This is a genomic window from Vicinamibacterales bacterium, assembly GCA_036504215.1.
Lineage (GTDB): Bacteria > Acidobacteriota > Vicinamibacteria > Vicinamibacterales > Fen-181 > FEN-299.
Map to the genome: position 1 here is coordinate 93,429 of DASXVO010000046.1, position 20,943 is coordinate 114,371.

The following is a 20,943-nucleotide window of genomic DNA, read 5'->3' on the forward strand; positions in this document are numbered from 1 at the left end:
GGCTCAGACGTGAATGGCGCCGCCGTGCAGGGCATGGGCGGCTTCGCCCACCGCTTCGGCGAACGTCGGGTGCGCGTGAATGGTCCGGACCAGTTCCTCGCCGGTGCACTCGAGGCGAAGGGCCACCGACGCCTCCGCAATCAGATCGGTCGCACGCGGGCCGATGATGTGCACGCCGAGCACCTCGTCGTACTTCTTCTCGGCAACGATCTTGACGAACCCTTCTGTCTCACCGGCAATCTTCGCCCGGCCGAGCGCCATGAACGGGAAGGTACCGACGAGGACATCGTAGCCGGCGTCCTTCGCACGCTGCTCGGTCAGGCCGATGCTGCCGATTTCCGGGTCACAGAACGTGCAGCCCGGCACCTGGTCGTAATCGACGGTGCGCGGCGGTTGTCCGGCTATCCGCTCTGCGGTCGCCATGCCTTCGGCTGTGGACACGTGAGCGAGCTGTGGGTGCCCCGGCTTCCCGAAGGAGATGACGTCTCCGACTGCCGAGATGCCGGCGGCGCCGGTCCGGTAGAACTCGTCCACGACGATGTAGCCGCGGTCGAGGCGGAGCCCGGCTTCGGCAGCGCCAAGTCCTTCGGTCACGGGCCCGCGGCCCGTGGCGACCAGCAGGTAGTCGGCGTGGATCTTCTCGACCTTGCCGTCGGGCAGCTGCACCTCGAGGTCGACGGCGTCCTCCGCCGATCGCGCGGTCGTCACCTTCGATCCGGTGTACGTCCTGATGCCGCGTTTCTTGAACGCCTTCTGCAACTCGGCCGACACCGCCTCGTCCTCGATCGGCACGAGGCGCGGCAACAACTCGATGATTGTCACGTCGCTGCCATAGCTCTTGAAGATCGAGCCGAACTCGACGCCCACCGCGCCGGCGCCGAGAATCGCGATCGACTTCGGCACCTCGCGGAGCGCGATCGCCTCATCGCTGGTGATGATTCGCCGGCGGTCGATCTCGACGCCCGGCACGCTGCGCGGCTGCGACCCGGTGGCGACGACGATCTCCTTCGTGGCGTGGAGCATCTGCGGCTGCTCGCCGGTCACCTCCACGTTGCCGTTGCCGGCCAGGCGCGCGGTTCCCTTGATCCAGTCGATCTTGTTCTTCTTGAAGAGGAACTCGACGCCCTTGGTGAGAGTCGTGACGACCTTGTCCTTGCGCGCCTGCACCTGCTTCATGTCGATCGTCACCGACGCGCCGTCGATCGAGAGCCCCCACTCCTTGGCACCACGCGCCACCTTCAGCGCGTGCGCGTGCTCGAGCAGCGCCTTGGTCGGGATGCAGCCCCAGATCAGGCAGGTTCCGCCGAGCGCCTTCTGCTTCTCCACGACCGCGACGCGCAGCCCAAGCTGCGCCGCGCGGATCGCCGTCGGATAGCCGCCCGTTCCCGCACCCACCACGACAACGTCGTACTCGTTCGCCACAGTGACTCCTCGATGATGAAGCAACTGAATCTGCCGAATCACCGCTCGGTGCCCGACCGCTGCGTGTTCGGCTCGCGGCGGACAGACGACAGCGGGATGAACGCACTCGCCACCCCGGGATCGCCGGCGCCGTCGGCCGTTCGAACCGCGCCAGCCGACGGCTCGACGCGCGCCTGCAGGCGGTCATGCTCGTACCGCAGTTCCCAGTATCTCTGCGTCAGCCGGTCCACACGTCGCGACAGGCTCCTGACGTATGTCGCCGCAAACAGCGCCAGCAACAGGGCGACAACGGAAACGACCCACCAAGGCATTGGGCTCCCGGCTCTGGACTCTCGGCAGGAAACGCGCGTAGATCTATCGTTGCCCAGGCCTCAGCCACAGTCAACTCAACACTACCGGCCGGCTGGGATTACAATCGGTCCGGCTGGCGGAGACGATGACCAAACTGAAGACCGTGCTGATCGTGGACGATGACGCGTCAACGCGCCTCGGGTTCAGTGCGCTGATCCAGCGCCAGTACCGCGTGGTGGCCGTGGCAGCCGGTGAGGCGGCCATCGCGACACTGTCACAGGAGGAGGCCGACATCCTCCTGGTCGACGCCGAACTGCCCGGTATCAGCGGCCTGGATCTCCTCCGCATCGTCAAGGAGAACTACGCGCTGCCCGAAATCGTGATGATGTCGGCCGACGGTCGCGTGGACACTGCGGTCCAGGCGATCAAGCTCGGCGCGTACCACTTCCTTTCGAAGGACTGCCACAGCGACGAACTGCTGGCGGTGCTCCGCAACGCCAGCGATCATCAGGACCTGAACCGCCAGGTGCTCGCGCTGAGCGCGCAGGTCGCCGATTCCGATCGCGAGTTCGTGGTTGGCGAGAGCCGCGCGATGCAGAGCGTCGTCGACCTCGTGCAGCGCATCGCGAAACTGTCTGCGACGATTCTCGTCCTCGGCGAGAGCGGCACCGGCAAGGAGCTTCTCGCCAGGCTGATCCACCGCCAGAGCGATCGGCCGCTCGGTCCGTTCATCCCCGTGAACCTTGCCGCTGTTCCGCGCGATCTCGTCGAGAGCACGCTGTTCGGCCACGAGAAGGGGGCGTTCACCGGCGCGGTTCGCCAGCAGCTCGGCAAGTTCGAGCTGGCCTCCGGTGGCACGCTCTTCCTCGACGAGATTGGCGACATGGGGCTGGAGTTGCAGGGGAAGCTGCTGCGCGCCATCCAGGAGGGCGAGATCGAGCGCGTGGGCGGCGGCCGGCCGATCGACACCGACTTCCGCCTGATTGCCGCCACCAACGTCGATCTCGAGAAGGCCGTGAAGGAGGCCCGGTTTCGCGAGGATCTCTACTACCGGCTCAACGTCATCCCGGTGCGCATGCCGCCGCTGCGCGAACGGGTCGAGGATATCCCCGCGCTCGTCGCGTGCTTCGTGGCCCGCTACGCGACCCGCTTCCGGCGCAACGTGCAGGGCGTGGCCCCGCAGGCCATGAGGCTGCTGCAGGCCCACTGGTGGCCCGGCAACATTCGAGAGCTCGAGAACCTCATCGAACGCGTCGTCGCGATCAGCGACGGCGAATGGATCACGGACGAGGACCTGCCATTCGAGTACCAGCTTCCCGTGCCGCCGCCCGAGCGCGAAGATCAGAACGACGGCAAGCTGCTGCAGCGGGCATGCGAGACGTTCGAGCGCAACTTCATCCTCAAGGCGCTGGAGCGAACGGGCTGGAACGTCACCGGCGCGGCGCGCCACCTGGGGATTCCGCTCAGCACGATGAAGCACAAGATGGATCGGCTGGAGATCCGACCGCTCGCAAAACGCCTGCGCGGCGTCTGAGGGGAGGAGGGTTGAGCCACCAGCGGGTCGGCATGGCCGACCCGCCGGCTCAGTGCGATCGACGCCGTGTTCCCTGAGCCCGTCGACGACCGAGCGGCGCTCAGGAACGACGCTACTTGCGCGGAAGGACGGTGTCCTTCAGCTGCTTTGCGATCTTTGCCTTGACGACGGTCTTGGCGGGAATCTTGATCGCTTCGCCGGTGGCCGGGTTCCGGCCCATCCGCGCCTTGCGCTTCTGCACCACCAGCTTGACCATACCGGGCAGCACGAACTCGCCCGACCGCTTGAGCTCTTTCTCGGCAAGCACTGTCAGCTCGTCGAAGAACTCACGCGCCTGCGCACGCTTCATTTCGAAGCGATCGGCAAAGTGCGCGAACAGCTCGGATTTGCCCATTCTGCGGGCGTCAGCCATCGGCGTCCCCCTCACGTTGGGCGCGCTTGTCATTCGACCGCTACCAACCGCGCGCGCAGGCGGCTGTGCGGAAACAGGCCTAAATTTCGTCGTATCCTAGCTCGCACCTTCAGAGCTTGTCAATTCCGATTGCGTGGTTCACGCACGGATTTCGCCGCGGTAGAATGCTCGCATGCCCGCACCATCCATCGAGACGTTCGCCAACCCGAACCCCGGCCGCGATTACGAAATCGCGATCCAATGTCCCGAGTTCACGTCGGTCTGCCCGAAGACAGGACTGCCCGACTTCGGCGAGATCCGCATCACCTACGTGCCGGACCAACGGTGCATTGAACTGAAGGCTCTCAAATATTACCTGATCGAGTTCAGAAACAAGGGGATTTTCTACGAATCGGTCACGAACCAGATTCTCGACGATCTCGTCGCGGTCTGTTCCCCGCGCCGCATGACCGTCGTCGGCGACTTCACGCCGCGCGGTGGAATCAAGACCGTGGTCACGGTGAAGTACGAGAGAGCCGGGAACGGATGACGAGTACTACTTCTGCTTCTGCAACTGCGCCACGATCGCCTCGAGACGTTCGAGACGCGCCTTCAGCGCGTCGTTTTCCGCCTTCAGTTCGCGCACGCCCGCCAGCGTCAGGTAGGGAAGCTCGCTGTAGTTCACCATCTTGTAGCCGCGCACATCCGTCGCGACCATCTCAGGGAAGACCCGCTCCACATCCTGCGCGATGAGGCCGGAGTTGAGCGCCTCACCGAAGTGATACTCGGGAAACTCCTTCACCTTCCAGTTGAAGTGGACCGGCTGCAGGCGCACGAGGCGGTCGAGCACCGGCGCAAAGGGGTTCACATTGGTCTTCAGCCTCGCATCCGACGAGCAGAGGCCTAACATGCCAGCGCCCGCGTAGTTCATGAGGCAACCGTTCGTGCCGCTCGTCCCCACCCTGATGTCGCCGACCACCTGCAGCGTGGTGTTCGGCGCCGACGTCCCGATGCCGACGCTCACCGCGTTGGCACCGGTCCCTCCCAGCACCAATGAGTTGTTCTGCGTGACCAACGCGTTCGCACCAATCGCCGTCGCGTTGACGATGCCGCTGTTGTAGCCGTCGGTTGCCGCATGGTACCCGACGAAGGTGTTGTTCGAGCCCGTGACGACCAGCGCCCCTGCCTGCGTGCCAATCGCGGTGTTCCCGGCGCCGACGCTCGTCTGGAGGAGACTCCCGTACCCGACAGCCGTGTTCGAGTCTCCGGTGCTGTTCGTGTAGAGCGCCTGGTAGCCGACGCCGGTGTTGCTGCCGCCCGATGTCGTGAAACCGCCGCCCGCCTGACCACCCGCGAAGGTATTCGTCGGGTCGCCATAGGCGTGCAGGAAACTCTGGCCGCCGATCTTCAGCACCCCGGTGGTCGCCCCTCCGGTTGCGGGCAGCTCCAGGTTGCCGCTGCTGATCGTCTGCGTGGCCGTAAACGTGTTCGCATCGCGGCTCAATGCCGTGGTCTGCGTGGTCCCGTCCGGGAACCTGAAGCCGCCGGCCATGCTCCAGACCGCTCCGTTGACAGTCAGTTTCTGTGCCGGCGTCGAGGTGCCGATCCCGATGTTCCCCCCAGGCTCGACGCGGAGCCGCTCGACCCACCCCACGGTGCCGAGCGCGGTCGTCGAGAACAGCAGGTACGTCCCCTGCGCCGTGTCGGTCCAGTTCTGCGCCGCCCGGAACATGACCTGGCCAGCGCCATCCGAGTACTTCGTTGTGGCGTACCCACGCACCGCCAGCCCGCCCAGGATGTCGTCCGTCCCCACGGCCGACAGCGCGCCAGGCACGCCGCGCGCGGCCCGGTAGATCGCCGGCAGCGCCCCCAGGCTGTTGTTCACCACGTCGAAGAATAGCGCTGGCGCCGTCAGCGGCGGTTCGGTCGACACCACGTGGAGCGTCGCCGCCGGCGTCGTCGTCCCCACACCCACTCTGGCGCCCGCCTGGAACACCGTCGAATCACCCAGACTCACTCCGTCCGCCATGAACCGGGCGAGGTAGTTCTGCGTCCCCGTCGTCGCCGCCTGCGGGCTCGGCGCCGCTGCGGCCAGGCCGCTCTTCAGCACCCGCGTGTCCACGTACGTCAGGCCATCCGGGCCGACGCCAGTCGTGTTACCGGCCAGGACGAAGGCGGACAGGGGCCTGCCCGCGACGGTCTCCGCATCGCCTGCCTTGAAGGCGTAGGGCACGCTCACCAGCATGGCGCGCGGCTGCTCGGGCTGGCCTTCCACCCGAGCACCCAGCCAGCGCGCCTCACCCCGTGCGAACAGCTCTGCTGGAAGGCCGCCTGGGGTTGCGGCGCCCAGCGCGACGGAGTACCGCCCCCCCCCGTCCACGACGAGCGTCTGCACCTCGTGCCAGAGCGGCATCTCGTCGGACTGCCCGGCATACAGGCTGAAAACAACCGTGACCGTGCCGGACGCCGGGGCGACGGAACCGGCAAACCTGATGACCCCTGGAACCGGCGGGTCGGCGGCGGTTGCCGCCCGACCCGACGCGGCGAATGCGATGACAAGAGCCAACGTCACGGCGGCGACGTGAGCGCGTGAGCGAGCCATGAGAAATCTCCTTGATCCGGCTGATCCGCACCCGAGTGGACACCTCGGGTGATCGTGTGGTGTATCGGCAGGTCGCAAGAGTTCCGTGAGGGCAGGGGGGCAGCGCGGCAACCTGGTCGACAGAGGTTGCGCCCGCTCATGCTGTCGAGCTGGCTGCGCACGACGGGGAGGCTGCGCTAAGATACCCACCGAACGCAGGTTCCGCTCCTCGCCGATGCGAGGAACAGGCAGGCGGCGACTCGAGATGGACGACGAATTTCGCATTCCGATCGAGGACACGCTCGACCTGCATCCGTTCGCCCCACGCGACGTCGTGTCGGTCGTGGACGAGTATCTCCGCGCGGCGCATGGTGCTGGGCTTCGCGAAGTACGGCTGATTCACGGTCGGGGTCGCGGCGTGCAGCGTGGTCTCGTCCAGGCCGCGCTCGAGCACCATCCGCTCGTCGAGGAATTCTGGGACGCTCCCGATGCCCACCTCGGCGCAACGATCGCCAGGCTCGACGCCGGCGAGCGATAGTGGGTGCTATCATTCACCAAAATCCCCTCGTTCCCTGATACTCACATGACCATACGATTGCCGCGCTCGATCGGACTCGCGCTCGTTGTCCTCGTTGTCGTCCTGGCGCCCCTGTCGGCCCTTGCGCAGGTGCCGCCGCCCGAGTCCTTCTTCGGGTTCCGCATGGGCACCGATGGACGGCTGGCCGACTGGCCGGAAATCGAGCGTTACTTCCAGACGGTCGCGGCCGCGGCCAGCGACCGCGTGAAGATCGTGGACGCGGGAAAGAGCACCGAGGGGCGACGCCTGATCGCGGCGATTATCAGCGCGCCGGAGAACGTGAAGCGTCTCGACGCGATCCGCGCCGCCAACCAGCGGCTGGCCGACCCTCGCGCGCTGACCGAGCAGGATGCGGCCGCGCTCCTCGCGGGTCACAAGGTCGTCGTCGCCATCGGCGCCAGCATCCACGCGTCGGAGATCGGCGCGACGCAGATGGCCAACGAGCTGTTGTACGAGCTCGCCACGTCCAGCGATCCGCGCACGCTCGCGATCCTCCGCGACGTCGTGGTCGTGCTGTTCCCGTCGCTGAACCCCGACGGCCACGTGATGGTGGTGGATTGGCACAAGAAGATGAAGGGCACCGCGTATGAGGGCGGCTCGATGCCGTGGCTCTACCACAAGTACGCCGGCCACGACATCAACCGCGACGGGTTCATGATGAACCTCGCCGAGAACCGCGCGCTGGCGCGGTTCTTCTACTCGGAGTGGCACCCGCAGGTCTTCCTGGCCATGCATCAGATGGGACAGACCGGGGCGCGGATGTTCGTGCCGCCGAACTACGACCCGGTCCATCCGAACTACGACCCGCTGATCTGGCGTGAGTCGGCAGTGCTCGGGCAGGCGATGGCGCTCGAACTCGAACGCCACAACCGGGCGGGCGTTGTCTCGAACGCGCTGTACGACTACTACTGGCCCGGCTACGAGGATTCGGTGCCGCTCGGCCACAACACCGTGTGCCTGCTCACCGAGGTGGCGTCGGCCAGGCTCGCCGCGCCGGCGACGGTGACGCCGGCGGAACTCGCGAGGTCGTCCGCGCCCGGCCTGCCGGAGTACAAGCCGCAGGTGACGTTCCCCAATCCATGGCCCGGCGGCACCTGGCGCCTGCGCGACATCGTCGACTACGAACTCGATGCGGTGCACGGCCTGCTGCAGGCGGCCTCGCTCTACCGGCCGCAGCTCGTCGAAGATTTCTATGTCATGGGCAAGCGCGCCGTGGAGCAAGGCCTGGCGGGCGGACCGTTCGCCTTCGTCATCCCGCCCGAGCAGGCCGATCCGAGCGCTGCGGCTCGACTGGTGAACCTGCTCATCGATGGCGCTGTCGACGTGCGCCAGGCACAGGAACCGTTCAGGGCTGGCGACACGACGTACCCTGCCGGCAGTGCGCTGATCCTGATGGCGCAGCCGTACCGGGCCTACGCCAAGACGCTCCTCGAGAAGCAGGATTACCCGGCGCGTCGGCTCGCGCGCGGCGCCACACCCGAGCGTCCGTACGACGTCGCGGGCTGGACGCTTCCGTGGCAGTTCGGCGTGAAGGTGGATCGTATCGAGGCGAAGTTCGAACAACCGATGACGACGCGGCTCGCGCGCGGAGGTATCGCACCTGCTCAGGTCTGGGGCGAGCGACGTCCGGGTTACTTCCTGGTCGATGCGCCGGGCATCAGCGGCATACTCGCGCTCAACCGACTGGTCGACCTCTCCCTCAAGCCCGAGTGGCTGACCTCAGCCATCGAGACCAACGGCTACTGGTACCCCGCCGGAGCGCTGGTCCTCCGCGACGGCCCTGGCGTGCGGGACGCTGTGACTGCACTCGCGCGAGAACTGGGCCTCCGCGCCGACGGCATGCGGGGCGTGCCCCCGGCCAACGCTGTGGCGGCGATCAGCGGAGCGCGCGTCGGACTCTACAAACCCTGGTTCGAGAACACGGACGAGGGCTGGACGCGCTATCTGCTCGAGCAATACAAGATCCCGTTCCGCAGCATGGCCGACGATGAGATCCGGCAGGGGAACCTGCGGGCGGGCTTCGACGTCATCATCCTGCCCGACGCGTCGGCGCAGCGGCTGCTCAACGGGCAGTCGGCGACAGCGGTCCCGCCGGAGTACGCTGGAGGCCTGACGGAAAAGGGAATTGCGGCGCTCAAGGCATTCGTCGAATCCGGAGGGACGCTCGTGTGCCTGGGTGGGTCGGGTCAGCTCGCGATCGACGCGCTCGGTCTCCCCGTGAAGGACGTCGTGCGCGGTGTGCCGCCTGAACAGTTCTTCTGCCCGGGTTCGCTGCTGGCACTCCAGGTGGACACGACCAGACCGCTCGCCTACGGAATGAAACGGGAGACGGCGGCGTTCATGGCCCGCGGTTCTGCGTTCGAGTCCGATCCGGCCAGATCGGGCGCCGGCCGAGTCCGCGTCGTGGCCCGCTACGCCGACAAGAATGTGCTGCTGAGCGGCTGGCTGGAGGGGGAGCAGGCCATTGCCGGGCGGCCAGCCGTCGTGGAGGTCGCTCTCGGCACTGGCCGCGTTGTGCTCTACGGGATTCGCCCGCAGCACCGCGCCCAGTCGCTGGCGACATTCCGGCTGCTGCTGAACGCCCTGTTCCTCAGTTCCTCGCGATAGTCGGTGTAATTGGGGGCCGATCCCGCCCCCCCCTTTTCGACGCTAACCGTCCGGGTTCTCTTCCGTCTAATCCAACAGATGGACGTGCACGACGACGCCCAGGATGTCACGCAGGCGCAGGCCGGTGACGAGCCGGCCTTCCGCCGGCTTGTCGAGCGGCACAGCCGGGGTGTCTTCCAGCTCGCCTTTCGCCTGACCGGAAGCGAGCCGGACGCCGAGGACGTCGTGCAAGAGGCGTTTCTGAAGGCCTACCGTGAGCTTCGGCGGTTCGAGGCCCGGTCGAGCTTCAGGACCTGGATCCACCGGATAACCGTCAACTGCGCGTACGACCTGCTGCGTCAGCGGCCCCGGCACAAGGCCGAGTCCCTGAATGCGGACGAGGGCGACGGCGTTGGCGGGATCGAGCCGGAGGCCGACGAGACGTCCAGGCCGGATCGTCTCGCGTTTGGCGCCGAGGTTCAGAGCCGGGTCAGGACGGCGATGGACCTGCTGACGCCGGCCGAGCGGACCGCCTTCGTGCTTCGGCACTTCGAGGGACGCTCGCTCGAAGAGATTGGCGAAGCCCTCGGCCTCCGGGTCGGCGCGACGAAGCACAGCATCTTCCGCGCGGTGCAGAAGATGCGGCGGGCGCTCGCGCCGATCGTCGGGTGTAGTTAGAGCGCGGACCTTCACGTCCGCATGGGCAGGAACCGTGAACCACCTCAGCGAAGAACAGCTCGTCCTCTACCACTACGGCGATGCTGGTGACCGCGCCGAAAACGCCGCCATCGAAGAGCACCTGCACGGCTGTGAGGCATGCCAGGTGCAGTTCGCGGCGATTCGACGGACGCTGGACACGGTTCAATCGGCGCCCGTCCCCGAACGCGGCGATGGCTACGGCACCGAGATCTGGATGCGCATCGAGCCGCGCCTGGCCGCGTCCCGCCGCCCGTGGTGGCAGACGGCATCCGACTTCTTCGTGCCCCGTCGTCTCGTTTTGGCGGGGGGCGTGGCGGTGCTGATCGTTGCAGCGTTCGTAGCCGGGCGTCTCTCGCCGGGCACGACGCAGCCGGCGCGGCCGCCGGCCGTGGCCGCCGGGAAAGCGAATGGCGGCCAGCCGGCCGCGACACAGGAACAGGTCCGGGAGCGGATCCTCCTCGTCGCCGTGGGCGATCACCTCGAGCGGTCGCAGATGGCGCTCGTCGAGCTCGTCAACACCGGCGACGGTCCGAAGGTCGACATCTCGGCCGAACAGATACGGGCCCGCGACCTCGTGTCAGCCAATCGCCTCTATCGGGCAACGGCCGTGTCGGCCGGAGAGAACGGGATGGCGAGCGTGCTGGATGATCTCGAGCGCGTGCTGCTGGAAGTCGCCAACAGCCCCTCGACGCTGACGACGGCCGAGTTCCAGAAGGTGCGCGAGCGGATCGAAGCACAGGGAATCATCTTCAAGGTCCGCGTGTTGGGCGACAACGTGCGCGAGCGGGAGGTTCGGCCCGCCCCAAAGGTCGCCAGTATCCGCGGATGACGATAGACAAGGACAAGAACATGTGGCGAAACACTTCTCTCGTGGCGACGTTCGTGCTGATGGCGGCCCTCGTGTCGGCCCAGACAGGCCCCAAGCCTCCTCTGCCGCCGAAGCTGCCGGTTGCGCCGGCGCTGCCCCGCTCGCCGGTCATTCCGCCGGAGATCGACCTGAAACTCGATGACTTGGGCTTCGCGATCGGAAACCTCGATGTGCACCTCGATGGGCTCGATGCGGTAATCGGTTCCGCGGTTGAAGCCGGGATCCGCGGGGGGGGGGCCGGCCTCGAGGGCTTGTCGGGTCTCGCGGGACTCGAGGCGCTCGACGCCGTCCGGTCGTGGCAGGGGACGGGTGTCGGCGGGGGCTCGTCGTTCGGCGTCGGATCGGGCCGATCGCAGGACAGTGACTACAGTCGCGGCACGACCGCGCTCGACGCGGGCCGGTACGAATCGGCCGTGACCGCCTTCGATCGAGTCATTGCGAAGGGCGGCACGCGCGTTGACGGCGCGATGTACTGGAAGGCGTATGCGCAGAATCGGCTCGGCAAACGCACCGAGGCGCTTGCGACAATCGACGAACTCCTGAAGAAGTTTCCGGCGAGCCGCTGGACGAACGACGCAAAGGCGTTGCAGCTCGACGTGCGCCAGGCGTCCGGCCAGTCGGTGTCGCCAGACGCCGCGAGCGACGAGGAGCTGAAACTGATGGCGCTCCAGGGCCTGCTCCACAGCGACCCCTCTCGAGCGCTGTCGACGCTCGAGAAGATGCTCCAGAGCAACGAATCGCCGCGCGTGAAGGAGCGGGCGCTGTTCGTGCTCGCGCAGACCGGGTCGCCGCAGACGCGCGACATCCTCGGTCGCCTCGCGCGCGGCCAGGGGAATCCCGACCTGCAGCTCAAGGCCGTTCGGTTCCTCGCGCTGTTCGGCGGCAAGGAGAGCCGGCAGATCCTCTCTGACGTCTACACCGCCAACAGCGATGTCGACGTGCGTCGGCAGGTGCTGCAGGCATTCATGTTGGCCGGTGACCGCGACAGACTGCTGCAGGCGGCGCGCACCGAGAAGAACGCCGACCTGCGGATGGAAGCCGTTCGTCAGCTCGGGATCATGGGCGCCCGCGTGGAACTCGGCGAACTCTACACCAACGAACTCTCGGCCGAGGTGAAGAAGCAGGTGCTCCAATCGCTGTTCATGGCAGGCGCCAGCGACCGCCTCCTCCAGATTGCCCGCGCGGAAACCGACGCCGCGCTGCGGAAGACGGCCGTGCGCAACCTCGGCCTGATCGACGCCGCAAAGACCGGCGACGCGCTCGTCCAGATCTATCGAGAGGACAAGGACCTCTCGGTGAAGAAGACCGCGATCCAGGGTCTCTTCATGCAGCAGAACGCCGCCGCACTCGTGCAGCTCGCACGCCAGGAGACGAACTTCGAGTTGAAGAAAGACCTCGTCTCGAAGCTGTCGCTGATGCAGAGCAAGGACGCGGCAGACTACATGATGGAGATCTTGAAGAAATGAACTCCACCTACTCGTTCGTCTCGGCCCTTGGTGTCCTCTGTTGTTCCTTGTCCCTCGCCGTTCCGGCGGCGAACGCGCAGTCGAAGCCCAGGCTTGTCGACGCGCAGGTGCAGACGCAGGCGGTCGCGTCCGGGCTCGGACAGGCGTTCGGGACCATCGTGACCGGTCAGCAGTCGCCGGCGTGGATCGGGTACGGCATCGCGGCCGTGCCCGGTGAACACCACATGTGCGACAACTGCTACGACTCGGGCGGCTGCGGTCGCACGTACCTCGAGGGTCGCAGGCCCGGCGTCACCATCGACACGACCGGCGGCAAGGTGGCGCTCGAAGCACCGCGCGTCGCCTACGTCTTCTTCCGTGTCGAGCACGGGGCCGTTCAGAAGATCCGCGTCTTCTCGCCCGAGTGCGAGCTGGATGCGGGGGGCCTTCCGGTCCGCTGGCTCACCGATGTGAACCAGGCTGAGAGCGTCGCTCTGCTTTCCTCGTTCGTCAGGACGAAGGTCGAACGGGCGAACGCGAGCCCGTCGGACAACGCGGCGCTGATGGCCCTTGCGCAGCACGCCGACGGCTCTGCCACCGCGGCGCTCGACCGGTTCGTCGCAGCGGGCCAGCCTGCGGACATCCGCAAGCACGCGGCGTTCTGGCTCGCCGCCGCCCGCGGGCGGGAGGGTTTCCAGACACTGCAGCGGCTCGTGCGCGTGGAGTCCGACGTGGCCTTTCGAAGGGAACTGGTGTTCCCGATTTCCATCAGCCACGAGCCGGGCGTCGTCGACGCCTTGATTCAGCTCGCGCACGACAGCCAGAGCGGCGTCAGGAGCCAGGCGCTCTTCTGGCTTGCGCAGAAAGCGGGCGCCAAGGCGGCCGGCACGCTGGCCGACGCCGTGGCCAACGACCCGGATACCGAGGTGAAGACGCGCGCGGTCTTCGGGCTGAGCCAACTGCCGAAGGAAGAAGGCGTGCCGCGACTGATCGAGGTGGCCCGCACCAACCGCAACCCCGCCGTTCGCAAGAAGGCGATGTTCTGGCTGGGACAGTCGGGCGACCCGCGGGCGACGGCGTTCTTCGAGGAGATCCTGCGGGGAAAGTGACCCCCGCCTGCTCAGCGTTTGGCTGCCCTGTCCACTTCACGCCAGACGCGCATGAGGTTGCCGCCCCAGATCTTGGCGATTTGGTCCTCGGTGTAGCCGCGACGCAACAATTCGACGGTCACGTTCATGGCTTCCGAGTGGTCGTTGAATCCGGGGATGCCGCCGCCACCGTCGAAATCCGTGCCGACGCCGACGTGGTCGATGCCAGCCACCTGCACGGCGTGGTCGATATGATCGGCGAAGTCCTTGAGCGTGGCGCCGGGGTACTTCGCGTCAATCGCCTTCATCCGCTCCCGGTACGTGTCCCGACGCTTCTCCATCTCGCCGCGCTGTTCGGGCGTCACCTGTGGCGCGCCCTGCCCCGCCTGCCCACCCGGCGCACCTGGACCGCCCGCCCGGCGTCCAAGTCCCAGTTCCTCGCGCAACGCCTGCACGGCCTTCTGCCGCTCGGGTGATGCTGCCTCGAGATACTCGGCCAGCGCGACGATCTGGATGACGCCTCCGTTCTTCGCCAGCGCCTTCAACTGCTCATCGTCCAGGTTGCGGGGATTGTCGTTGACCGCCGAGCACCCGGAATGCGACGCGATGATCGGCGCCTTCGAGACCTTGATCACATCCCAGAACGACTTCTTCGAGGCGTGCGAGACGTCCACCATGATTCCCAGCCGGTTCATCTCGGCCACGACTCTCGCGCCAAACGGCGACAGCCCGTTGTGCATGGGCTCTCTCGGGCCGGCTGAATCGGTCACCTGGTTGTGCGCTGTGTGCACGAGCGTGATGTAGCGCGCGCCGAGGTCGAAGAACGTCTTCACGTTCGCCGGGTCGTCGCCGATCGGATAGCCGTTCTCCAGCCCGACGAGGATGATCCGCTTGCCGGTCTTCTGAACCCTCTCGACCTCGGCGGGTGTCCGGGCCAGTTCGCAGAGTTCGGGGTGCATCTTCGTCAACCGCGCGATCGCATCGAACTTCGAAATTGCCTGGTCGTAGGCGGTCTTGTAGCCGGCCGCGTCGAGGTTCGGGTTCTGGCCCACGAACACGGCCAGGAACACGCCGTCGAGGCCGCCGGCTTTCATCTTCGGCAGATCGCACTTGAGCGACGTGGGCCCGCCGGGATCGAGCGCGGGCGTGGCGTAGGTGGCCCCCCCGATGTCGACGTGGCTGTCGATGGTCAGGATCCGTTCGTGGATGGCCTTCGCCTTCTTGATGAAGGCAGCGTCGGGGTCTGCCTGGCGGGCAGCGAGGCCGACGCCAGCGAGGCACGTCGCGGCAAGAACGACTGGGAAGAGGCGTTGCATGGCAGCCAACTCTCGGGGGTTTGGGTGAATATCACGAGAAGAGGCCGCCGCGGACAAGAGACGGCCTTCAAGAGTTGGAATACGCCGGCAGGCGAAGAAACGCTTACCGCCGACCTCTCACGGCCTACTGGGCGATGCCTGCCCTCGATCGCGCCCAGAGTCTGCCAATCACCTCCACCGCCTTCCAACAGTCGGCTTCGCTGATCCCGTAGTGCGTCACCAATCGGAGCCTCCCGCCGCCGAAGTCCGACACGCGCACTCCCTCCTTCTCCAGCGCCGCCGACAGCGCCGCCGCTTCAGCCACACCGGGCAACCCGAAGATGACGATGTTGGTCTGGACCGTGGAGAGGTCGAGCGTGATGCCCGGGAGCGAGGCAATGCCTTCGGCCAGAATCCGGGCGTTCTGATGGTCCTCGGCCAGACGGTCGACCATCTCGGTGAGCGCAACGATTCCGGGCGCCGCGATGACACCGGCCTGCCGCATGCCGCCGCCGAGAATCTTCCGCATCCGGCGCGCGCGATCGACGAAGGCCGCCGACCCGCAGATCAGCGAGCCAACCGGCGCCGCCAGCCCCTTGGACACACAGAGCTGCACGGACGACACGTGACGCGTCCAGTCGGAGACCGGCCGGCCGCTGGCCACCGCCGCGTTGAACAGGCGTGCGCCGTCCAGATGGACGGGCAGGTTGTGGCGCCGGGCGATCGCCGCCACGGCCGCGAAGTACTCGGGCGAGAGGATGGCGCCGCCGCATCGGTTGTGCGTGTTCTCCAGACAGATCACGCCGGGAGGTGCCCAGTGATAGAAATGGTAGTGGTGCGACGGCAGGTGAATCGCCGCCTCGATGGCGTCGAGCGGAAGCGTGCCGTCGAGGTTGGTCCGGACCGGGTGCATGACCATGCCCCCGAGTGCCGACGCGGATCCGTTCTCGTACTGGTAGATGTGCGATTCGTCGCCCAGGATCACTTCCTGGCCGCGACCGCAGTGCGCGAGCAGCGACCCCAGATTCCCCATCGTCCCGCTGCTGACGAAGAGGCCGGCCTCCATCCCAGTGAGCCGGGCCGCCAGGGATTCCAGACGATTGACCGTCGGATCCTCGCCAAAAACGTCGTCGCCAAGCTCCGCCGTCGCCATCGCCTGCCGCATGGCCGGCGTCGGCAGCGTGACCGTATCACTCCGTAGATCGATTGGCATAAACCTTTCCGTGCAGTATGAAGTAGAACGACCACCGCCCCGCAGTCGTCACCGACTGACAAGCACCACCGACTATTCCCTGACCCACCGGTCCATCCACGTGATGAACTCGTGATACCACAACGCGCTGTTTGCAGGCCTGTTGATCCAGTGCCCCTCGTCCGGGAGGTAGACGAGCCGTGACGGCACGCCCTGCCGCTGCAACGCGGTGAACAACTGCAGTCCCTCGCCGATCGGCACGCGGAAGTCGAGCTCGCCGTGCGTCACCAGCGTGGGCGTCTTGAAGTTCCTGGCGTAGGTGTGCGGCGAGAGCCTGGCGTAGAGATCCGGGTTCGTCCAGGGCGTGCCTTTCAAATCCCATTCCGGGAACCACAGCTCCTCGGTGACGCCGTACATGCTCGTCAGATTGTAGACGCCGGCGTGCGTGACGATCGCTTTGAAGCGTGTCGTGTGACCAAGGAACCAGTCCATCATGTAGCCGCCGAATGACGCGCCCGCTGCTCCCGTCCGACCCCTCTCGACGTACGGCAGCGCCTCGGCGAAATCAGCGCCTTTCATCAGGTCCTCGTAGACCATGCCCGCCCAGTCGCCGCTGATCTCGTCGGTGAACTGCTGGCCAAAACTCGTGGACCCATGCGGGTTCGGCATGAACACCACGTAGCCGGCGGCGGCAAAGACCTGTGCGTTCCAGCGGAACGTCCAGCCGTCGTGCCACGAGTTCTGCGGCCCGCCGTGCACGAGGTAGAGCAGAGGGTACTTCTGCCCCTCCTTGAAGCCGGCCGGCTTCACCACCCACGCCTGGATCTTCGCTCCGCCAGCACCCTCGAACCAGACATTCTCACCCGGGCGAAGCCTGAACGCGGCAAGAGCAGGATTGGTGGAGGTCACCTGGCGGACCCCCTGCAGGACCTGTCCTTTGGCGGCCGTGAGCGGTGCGCTGAACACCTCGGCGGGAGCCGCCAGGGTCGTCTGGCTGAACACGAGCGTCCGCCCGTCGCCCGACACCTGGAGGTCGCCGTTCGACCCCGAACGGAGGATCGGCAGGGGTTCACCGCCTGCCAGGTCCAGCCGGAAGATGTCACTGCGCCCCTCGTTCTCCGCGGTCAGGTAGACCGTCTTCGAGTCCGGCGCCCACACGTAACTGTCCGCCGATCGGTCCCACGACGCGGTGATCGACCGGTGTTCGCCGGTCTTGCGGTCGTAGAGCATCAACTGCCAGCGGTCCGCCTCGAAGCCCGGTCGCTGTTGAGCCCGGTAGGCGACGTAGCGGCCATCAGGCGAGTAGGCAGGACCGCCGTCGGCGGCCGGGTTGGTCGTGATCTTCTTCGGCTTCGCCGCCGGATCGGCAAGGTCCAGGAGGAACAGGTCGCTGTTGGTGCTGATCGACTCCATCGGGTCCGTCTTGCGGGCGAAGGCCAGTTCCTTCGAGTCCGGCGAGAAGGCGTAGTCGTCCGGGCCGCCGAGCGAGAACGGAGGCACATCCGCCTCGCCCGGCGTCACATCGCGGGGCGCGGCGGATCCATCCGAAGGGATGAGGAAGATATGGCTGAACTTCCCTTCCTTCCACGACACCCAGTGCCGGAACATCAGGCGGTCGGCCACGCGGGCCCGGCTCTTCCGGTTGTCGAATTCCTTCACCTTCTGAGCGTTGCACTCGTTGGTCGTGCACTCCGGGTAGACGTCCGAGCCGAACGCCATCGACTTGCCGTCCGGCGACCACGTGACGCCGCCTGCTTCGGTGCCCAGGCTGGTCAGCTTGCGCGGCTCGCCGACAGGTCCGATCGGGCCCATGTCCACCACCCAGATCTGAGAGCCGCCGTCGCGCGTGGAGATGAACGCCAGTTTCGTGCCGTCCGGTGACCAGCGCGGCGTGTCCTCGCCCTGCTCGGAGCGGACGATCGAGATCGCCTCGCCTCCGGCAACGGGCACGAGCCAGATGTGATTTCGCCGGGCGTTCTTCTCGAGACTGACGTCGGTCACCACGTAGGCGATGCGACGGCCGTCCGGAGACAGGCGCGGATCGGAAACGCGCCTGAGCTTCAACATCTCCTCGACGCTGAAGGGCGGCGCGGAGGTCGACTGCGCCGCGACCAGAGGCGCACCGAGGGCCAGCAGGACTGCCGACGCCAGGAGCGGACGAACTCGCATGAAAGCCTCCAGATGAAGGGCGACAAACGGGGAGTATAGCGTGTCGGCACGGGAGATGCGCCAGCGCAGGTGGGTTCTGCGCCCGGTCCACGACGTGTGTCGCGCGATCGTCGCAAGAATGCTGGCCTTTTCCAACCGGGTTGACAGTCGCGACGGGCCTTTGCGCCCAACGGCGGACGACAAAGCGTGGCTGGAAATGCCGTCCGAGGCGGAGAACGATGTGGCAAGAACTGCACGACGCGTCGCCTGGCAGCGCAGTTGAGGCACGAGGGGACCGTTGGCGCGTGATCGACGTGGATCGGTACGACGACTGCGCCGTCTGCCGGGTGCTGGGCACGACCGCCTCCAATCGTGGCGTCGAGCGGTCGCTCCTGCTCCCATTCGACCGCCTCCGACCCGGCAACCGCCCTGCGCGACTTCGCCGGATCGGCCGTCGCCGCTGGATGCTCGCGCTCCGCGCACTGAGCGTGGATTTCGAGGCGCGAGGAGGTCTTCGGGGTGCGGCGTTCGCGCGGCTGACGCTCATCGACTACCAGCTCGAGCCGGCGCTCGCGTGCGCCCGCGGCGCCACGCGCGTCCTGATTGCCGATGAGGTTGGCCTTGGGAAGACGATCGAGGCTGGCTTGATCCTGGGCGACATCTGGGCTCGCACGAGTTCTCCGCGTGCACTCGTGGCGGCACCCGCAGGCCTGTGCCAGCAGTGGGTCGAGGAACTGCAGGATCGCTTTCGCCTGCCGGCCGTGCTCGTTGACGCCGGCGAACTCCGACGAGCCTCGCGACTGGCGGCGCCGGACGACAGTGTGTGGGCGCGGATCCCGCTGGCCGTCGTGTCGATTGATTTCGTGAAGCAGCCGGAAGTGCTTCACGGGCTCGCGGCCGTGCGGTGGGATCTGCTCGTCGTGGACGAAGCGCACCTGGCCGCGATGGCACGGGAGCGGGCCGCCGCCGTTCGCTGGCTCGCGCGGCGCGCGCGCCGGGTCGTGCTGCTGACCGCGACACCACACCCCGGCGAGCCTGGTGCGTTCGAGGCCCTGGCGGAGATCGGCCGCCTGCCCGCCGATCAGCCGATGGTGATGTTCCGACGGACTCGGCTCGACCTCGGGTTCACAAATGCCAGGCACGTGCGGATCCTGTCGGTTCGCCTGTCGCCGGTCGAGACACGAATGCATGCACTTCTCCATCGGTACTGCTCGAAGGTCTGGAGGGAGACGGACGGGCAAGGCGCCAACCCCGACGCGCGACTGGCAATGATTGTTCTCGGCAAGCGGGCATCATCCGGCGCGGCGTCGCTCGCGATATCGCTCGATCGTCGTCTTCAGGCGCTGTCGTCCGGGCCTGATGCGGCCGGCTGGCAACCGTCCCTCCCTCTTGCGGCGGAGGACGAAGACTGCAGCACGGCCGACGAGGATCCGACGTCGGTGCTCGCGGCGCCGGGGCTGTCGGATCGGCAGGCCGAGAAGCGGATGCTCCAGCGGCTGCTCGATCTCGCCCGCGAGGCGGTCCGGTCCGACAGCAAGGAACGCCGGCTCGGCCGCCTCCTCCTGCGCATCACCGAACCAGCCGTCGTCTTCACCGAGTACCGCGACACGCTGGAGCGGCTCGCACGCGTCCTGTCGGAGCACGCGAGTTTGGCCGTGCTCCACGGCGGCCTCGACGCGCGAGCGCGGAACGACGCGGTGCGGGCATTTGCCGAGGGCCGGGTGCGGGTGCTCCTCGCAACCGACGCGGCGGCGCACGGCCTGAACCTCCATACGCGGTGTCGGCTCGTCGTCAACCTCGAGTTGCCGTGGAATCCGGTACGTCTCGAGCAGCGGATCGGGCGCGTCGATCGCATCGGCCAGTCGCGGACGGTGCATGCCGTGCACCTGGTCGCGGCGGGAACGAGCGAAGAGCAGGTCCTCGCGCGATTGGTGGTCCGACTCCACCGCGCGAGAGAGGTGCTCGGCACCGCAAGTTCGCCCCTCGGCCACCTGACCGAATTCCAGGTGGGCGAGCACGTCATGACGGGCGCGGGAACGCCGCCTGACAGGCTCGACGTCGGTGAGACGTCGACCGTTCGTTCGCCGTTCGCTGACCGGGCCGCCTCGGCGCATGGCGGCGTCCGCCGTCTCGACCTGCGGGTCGAAGCACGCGCCGAGGTCGCGAGGCTGAAGCAGGTTCGGGAGTTGGCTCGAGGACCGCGCCCCGAACCGTCCCGCGTGTCGGATCTCGAGGGCGTGCTGTCCGATCTCGGCCCGTCGGGCGCGTGGTGGACCGTGCTGCGCCGCCGAGACTTCGTCGCGGGTCTTCTGCCATGTGTGCTCTGTCTGCACCGCGTGCAGGTGGTGGACGGCGCGGGGCGGATCGCGGAAAGACTCCTCGTGCCGATCCGTATCGATGTTCCGATCGACGCGCTTCGGACGGTTGCGGTCAATCGCGGTGCTCTCCGCGCGCTGCTCGATGCGGCGCGCGACACGCTGTCGGCCGCCGCGCGTGCGTGGGTCGAGCGGTACCTGGACGCCGGACGTGAATCGCTTCGTCTGGCGGTCGCGCCGTTGTGCGCCCGACAGATCGAGATCGCTCGCGTCGCGGATGCGACGCCGGTGGTCGCGCTCCAGCCCGGCCTGTTCGATCGGCGCGCGCTGAAGTCGGCCGACCGCGATGAGGCGCTGCGCCGGCGGAGCGAAACCGACGACGACGCCCGGCTGTCTGCCCTGACGCGCGCGACCGACCTCTCCCTCGCCGGCCCACCGGCCGTGCTGCTGGTGGCCGTGGTGACCTAGGCCACCGAGGTCCTCCGACCTCCGCGGCCTCTGCGGGCTTGGT

At 67.2% G+C, this 20,943-nt stretch carries 16 protein-coding genes; 9 read left to right on the plus strand and 7 right to left on the minus strand.

The features are described from left to right. Positions 1 to 3: 3 nt before the first annotated feature. Complete coding sequence (gene lpdA, locus VGK32_13735; protein ID HEY3382831.1) at positions 4 to 1,422, minus strand: dihydrolipoyl dehydrogenase; 1,419 nt, start codon at positions 1,420 to 1,422, stop codon at positions 4 to 6. Between the two features lie 38 nt (positions 1,423 to 1,460). Continuing rightward, positions 1,461 to 1,733, minus strand: coding sequence for a hypothetical protein (locus tag VGK32_13740; GenBank protein HEY3382832.1), 273 nt, complete (start codon positions 1,731 to 1,733; stop codon positions 1,461 to 1,463). Positions 1,734 to 1,858: 125 nt separating this feature from the next. On the opposite strand from VGK32_13740, the gene VGK32_13745 reads away from it, so the two are divergent. Further along, complete coding sequence (locus VGK32_13745) at positions 1,859 to 3,247, plus strand: sigma-54 dependent transcriptional regulator (protein HEY3382833.1); 1,389 nt, start codon at positions 1,859 to 1,861, stop codon at positions 3,245 to 3,247. Between the two features lie 112 nt (positions 3,248 to 3,359). Here VGK32_13745 and VGK32_13750 read toward each other — a convergent pair whose 3' ends face one another. Further along, positions 3,360 to 3,659 carry an HU family DNA-binding protein gene (locus VGK32_13750; GenBank protein HEY3382834.1) on the minus strand — a complete coding sequence of 100 codons (300 nt, stop codon included), beginning with the start codon at positions 3,657 to 3,659 and terminating at the stop codon, positions 3,360 to 3,362. Between the two features lie 172 nt (positions 3,660 to 3,831). Here VGK32_13750 and queF point away from each other — a divergent pair, with 172 nt between their 5' ends. After that, entirely contained in the window at positions 3,832 to 4,188 is a 357-nt protein-coding gene (gene queF, locus VGK32_13755) for a preQ(1) synthase (GenBank protein ID HEY3382835.1), read from the plus strand. 6 nt (positions 4,189 to 4,194) lie between these two features. On the opposite strand, the gene VGK32_13760 is transcribed toward queF, so the two are convergent. Next, positions 4,195 to 6,240: a tail fiber domain-containing protein gene (locus VGK32_13760; protein HEY3382836.1), complete on the minus strand. Its 2,046-nt coding sequence runs from the start codon at positions 6,238 to 6,240 to the stop codon at positions 4,195 to 4,197. A 244-nt stretch (positions 6,241 to 6,484) separates the two neighbouring features. Here VGK32_13760 and VGK32_13765 point away from each other — a divergent pair, with 244 nt between their 5' ends. The 6 genes from VGK32_13765 (at position 6,485) to VGK32_13790 (ending at position 13,503) form a co-directional block, all read left to right on the plus strand. Then, a complete protein-coding gene (locus VGK32_13765) occupies positions 6,485 to 6,757 on the plus strand; it encodes a Smr/MutS family protein (GenBank protein ID HEY3382837.1) in 273 nt (90 codons plus the stop codon). Between the two features lie 45 nt (positions 6,758 to 6,802). Then, positions 6,803 to 9,403, plus strand: a complete 2,601-nt coding sequence (locus tag VGK32_13770; GenBank protein HEY3382838.1) for a M14 metallopeptidase family protein — start codon at positions 6,803 to 6,805, stop codon at positions 9,401 to 9,403. Positions 9,404 to 9,481: 78 nt separating this feature from the next. Continuing rightward, positions 9,482 to 10,060, plus strand: coding sequence for a sigma-70 family RNA polymerase sigma factor (locus VGK32_13775; GenBank protein HEY3382839.1), 579 nt, complete (start codon positions 9,482 to 9,484; stop codon positions 10,058 to 10,060). 34 nt (positions 10,061 to 10,094) lie between these two features. Beyond that, positions 10,095 to 10,910 (plus strand): hypothetical protein, encoded by an 816-nt coding sequence (locus VGK32_13780; protein HEY3382840.1) that lies wholly within the window; start codon positions 10,095 to 10,097, stop codon positions 10,908 to 10,910. Beyond that, complete coding sequence (locus VGK32_13785; protein HEY3382841.1) at positions 10,907 to 12,415, plus strand: HEAT repeat domain-containing protein; 1,509 nt, start codon at positions 10,907 to 10,909, stop codon at positions 12,413 to 12,415. Before VGK32_13780 ends, VGK32_13785 begins: the two co-directional genes overlap by 4 nt. After that, positions 12,412 to 13,503 carry a HEAT repeat domain-containing protein gene (locus tag VGK32_13790; GenBank protein HEY3382842.1) on the plus strand — a complete coding sequence of 364 codons (1,092 nt, stop codon included), beginning with the start codon at positions 12,412 to 12,414 and terminating at the stop codon, positions 13,501 to 13,503. The genes VGK32_13785 and VGK32_13790 overlap by 4 nt, the downstream gene beginning before the upstream one ends. Positions 13,504 to 13,514: 11 nt before the next feature. On the opposite strand, the gene VGK32_13795 is transcribed toward VGK32_13790, so the two are convergent. The 3 genes from VGK32_13795 to VGK32_13805 all read right to left on the minus strand — a co-directional run bounded on the left by VGK32_13795 (position 13,515) and on the right by VGK32_13805 (position 18,138). Continuing rightward, positions 13,515 to 14,798, minus strand: a complete 1,284-nt coding sequence (locus tag VGK32_13795; GenBank protein HEY3382843.1) for a dipeptidase — start codon at positions 14,796 to 14,798, stop codon at positions 13,515 to 13,517. Positions 14,799 to 14,922: 124 nt separating this feature from the next. Further along, a complete protein-coding gene (gene ltaE, locus VGK32_13800; protein HEY3382844.1) occupies positions 14,923 to 15,990 on the minus strand; it encodes a low-specificity L-threonine aldolase in 1,068 nt (355 codons plus the stop codon). A 72-nt stretch (positions 15,991 to 16,062) separates the two neighbouring features. Continuing rightward, positions 16,063 to 18,138, minus strand: a complete 2,076-nt coding sequence (locus VGK32_13805; GenBank protein ID HEY3382845.1) for a S9 family peptidase — start codon at positions 18,136 to 18,138, stop codon at positions 16,063 to 16,065. A gap of 218 nt (positions 18,139 to 18,356) precedes the next feature. On the opposite strand from VGK32_13805, the gene VGK32_13810 reads away from it, so the two are divergent. Further along, positions 18,357 to 20,900, plus strand: a complete 2,544-nt coding sequence (locus VGK32_13810; GenBank protein HEY3382846.1) for a helicase-related protein — start codon at positions 18,357 to 18,359, stop codon at positions 20,898 to 20,900. Positions 20,901 to 20,943: the final 43 nt, after the last annotated feature.

Bases quoted from the DNA above. Each gene is read 5' to 3' on its own strand.
- VGK32_13740 (HEY3382832.1), bottom strand. From the start codon at position 1,733: ATGCCTTGGTGGGTCGTTTCCGTTGTCGCCCTGTTGCTGGCGCTGTTT.
- VGK32_13745 (HEY3382833.1), top strand. From the start codon at position 1,859: ATGACCAAACTGAAGACCGTGCTGATCGTGGACGATGACGCGTCAACG.
- VGK32_13750 (HEY3382834.1), bottom strand. From the start codon at position 3,659: ATGGCTGACGCCCGCAGAATGGGCAAATCCGAGCTGTTCGCGCACTTT.
- queF (HEY3382835.1), top strand. From the start codon at position 3,832: ATGCCCGCACCATCCATCGAGACGTTCGCCAACCCGAACCCCGGCCGC.
- VGK32_13760 (HEY3382836.1), bottom strand. From the start codon at position 6,240: ATGGCTCGCTCACGCGCTCACGTCGCCGCCGTGACGTTGGCTCTTGTC.
- VGK32_13765 (HEY3382837.1), top strand. From the start codon at position 6,485: ATGGACGACGAATTTCGCATTCCGATCGAGGACACGCTCGACCTGCAT.
- VGK32_13770 (HEY3382838.1), top strand. From the start codon at position 6,803: ATGACCATACGATTGCCGCGCTCGATCGGACTCGCGCTCGTTGTCCTC.
- VGK32_13775 (HEY3382839.1), top strand. From the start codon at position 9,482: ATGGACGTGCACGACGACGCCCAGGATGTCACGCAGGCGCAGGCCGGT.
- VGK32_13785 (HEY3382841.1), top strand. From the start codon at position 10,907: ATGACGATAGACAAGGACAAGAACATGTGGCGAAACACTTCTCTCGTG.
- VGK32_13790 (HEY3382842.1), top strand. From the start codon at position 12,412: ATGAACTCCACCTACTCGTTCGTCTCGGCCCTTGGTGTCCTCTGTTGT.
- VGK32_13795 (HEY3382843.1), bottom strand. From the start codon at position 14,798: ATGCAACGCCTCTTCCCAGTCGTTCTTGCCGCGACGTGCCTCGCTGGC.
- ltaE (HEY3382844.1), bottom strand. From the start codon at position 15,990: ATGCCAATCGATCTACGGAGTGATACGGTCACGCTGCCGACGCCGGCC.
- VGK32_13805 (HEY3382845.1), bottom strand. From the start codon at position 18,138: ATGCGAGTTCGTCCGCTCCTGGCGTCGGCAGTCCTGCTGGCCCTCGGT.
- VGK32_13810 (HEY3382846.1), top strand. From the start codon at position 18,357: ATGTGGCAAGAACTGCACGACGCGTCGCCTGGCAGCGCAGTTGAGGCA.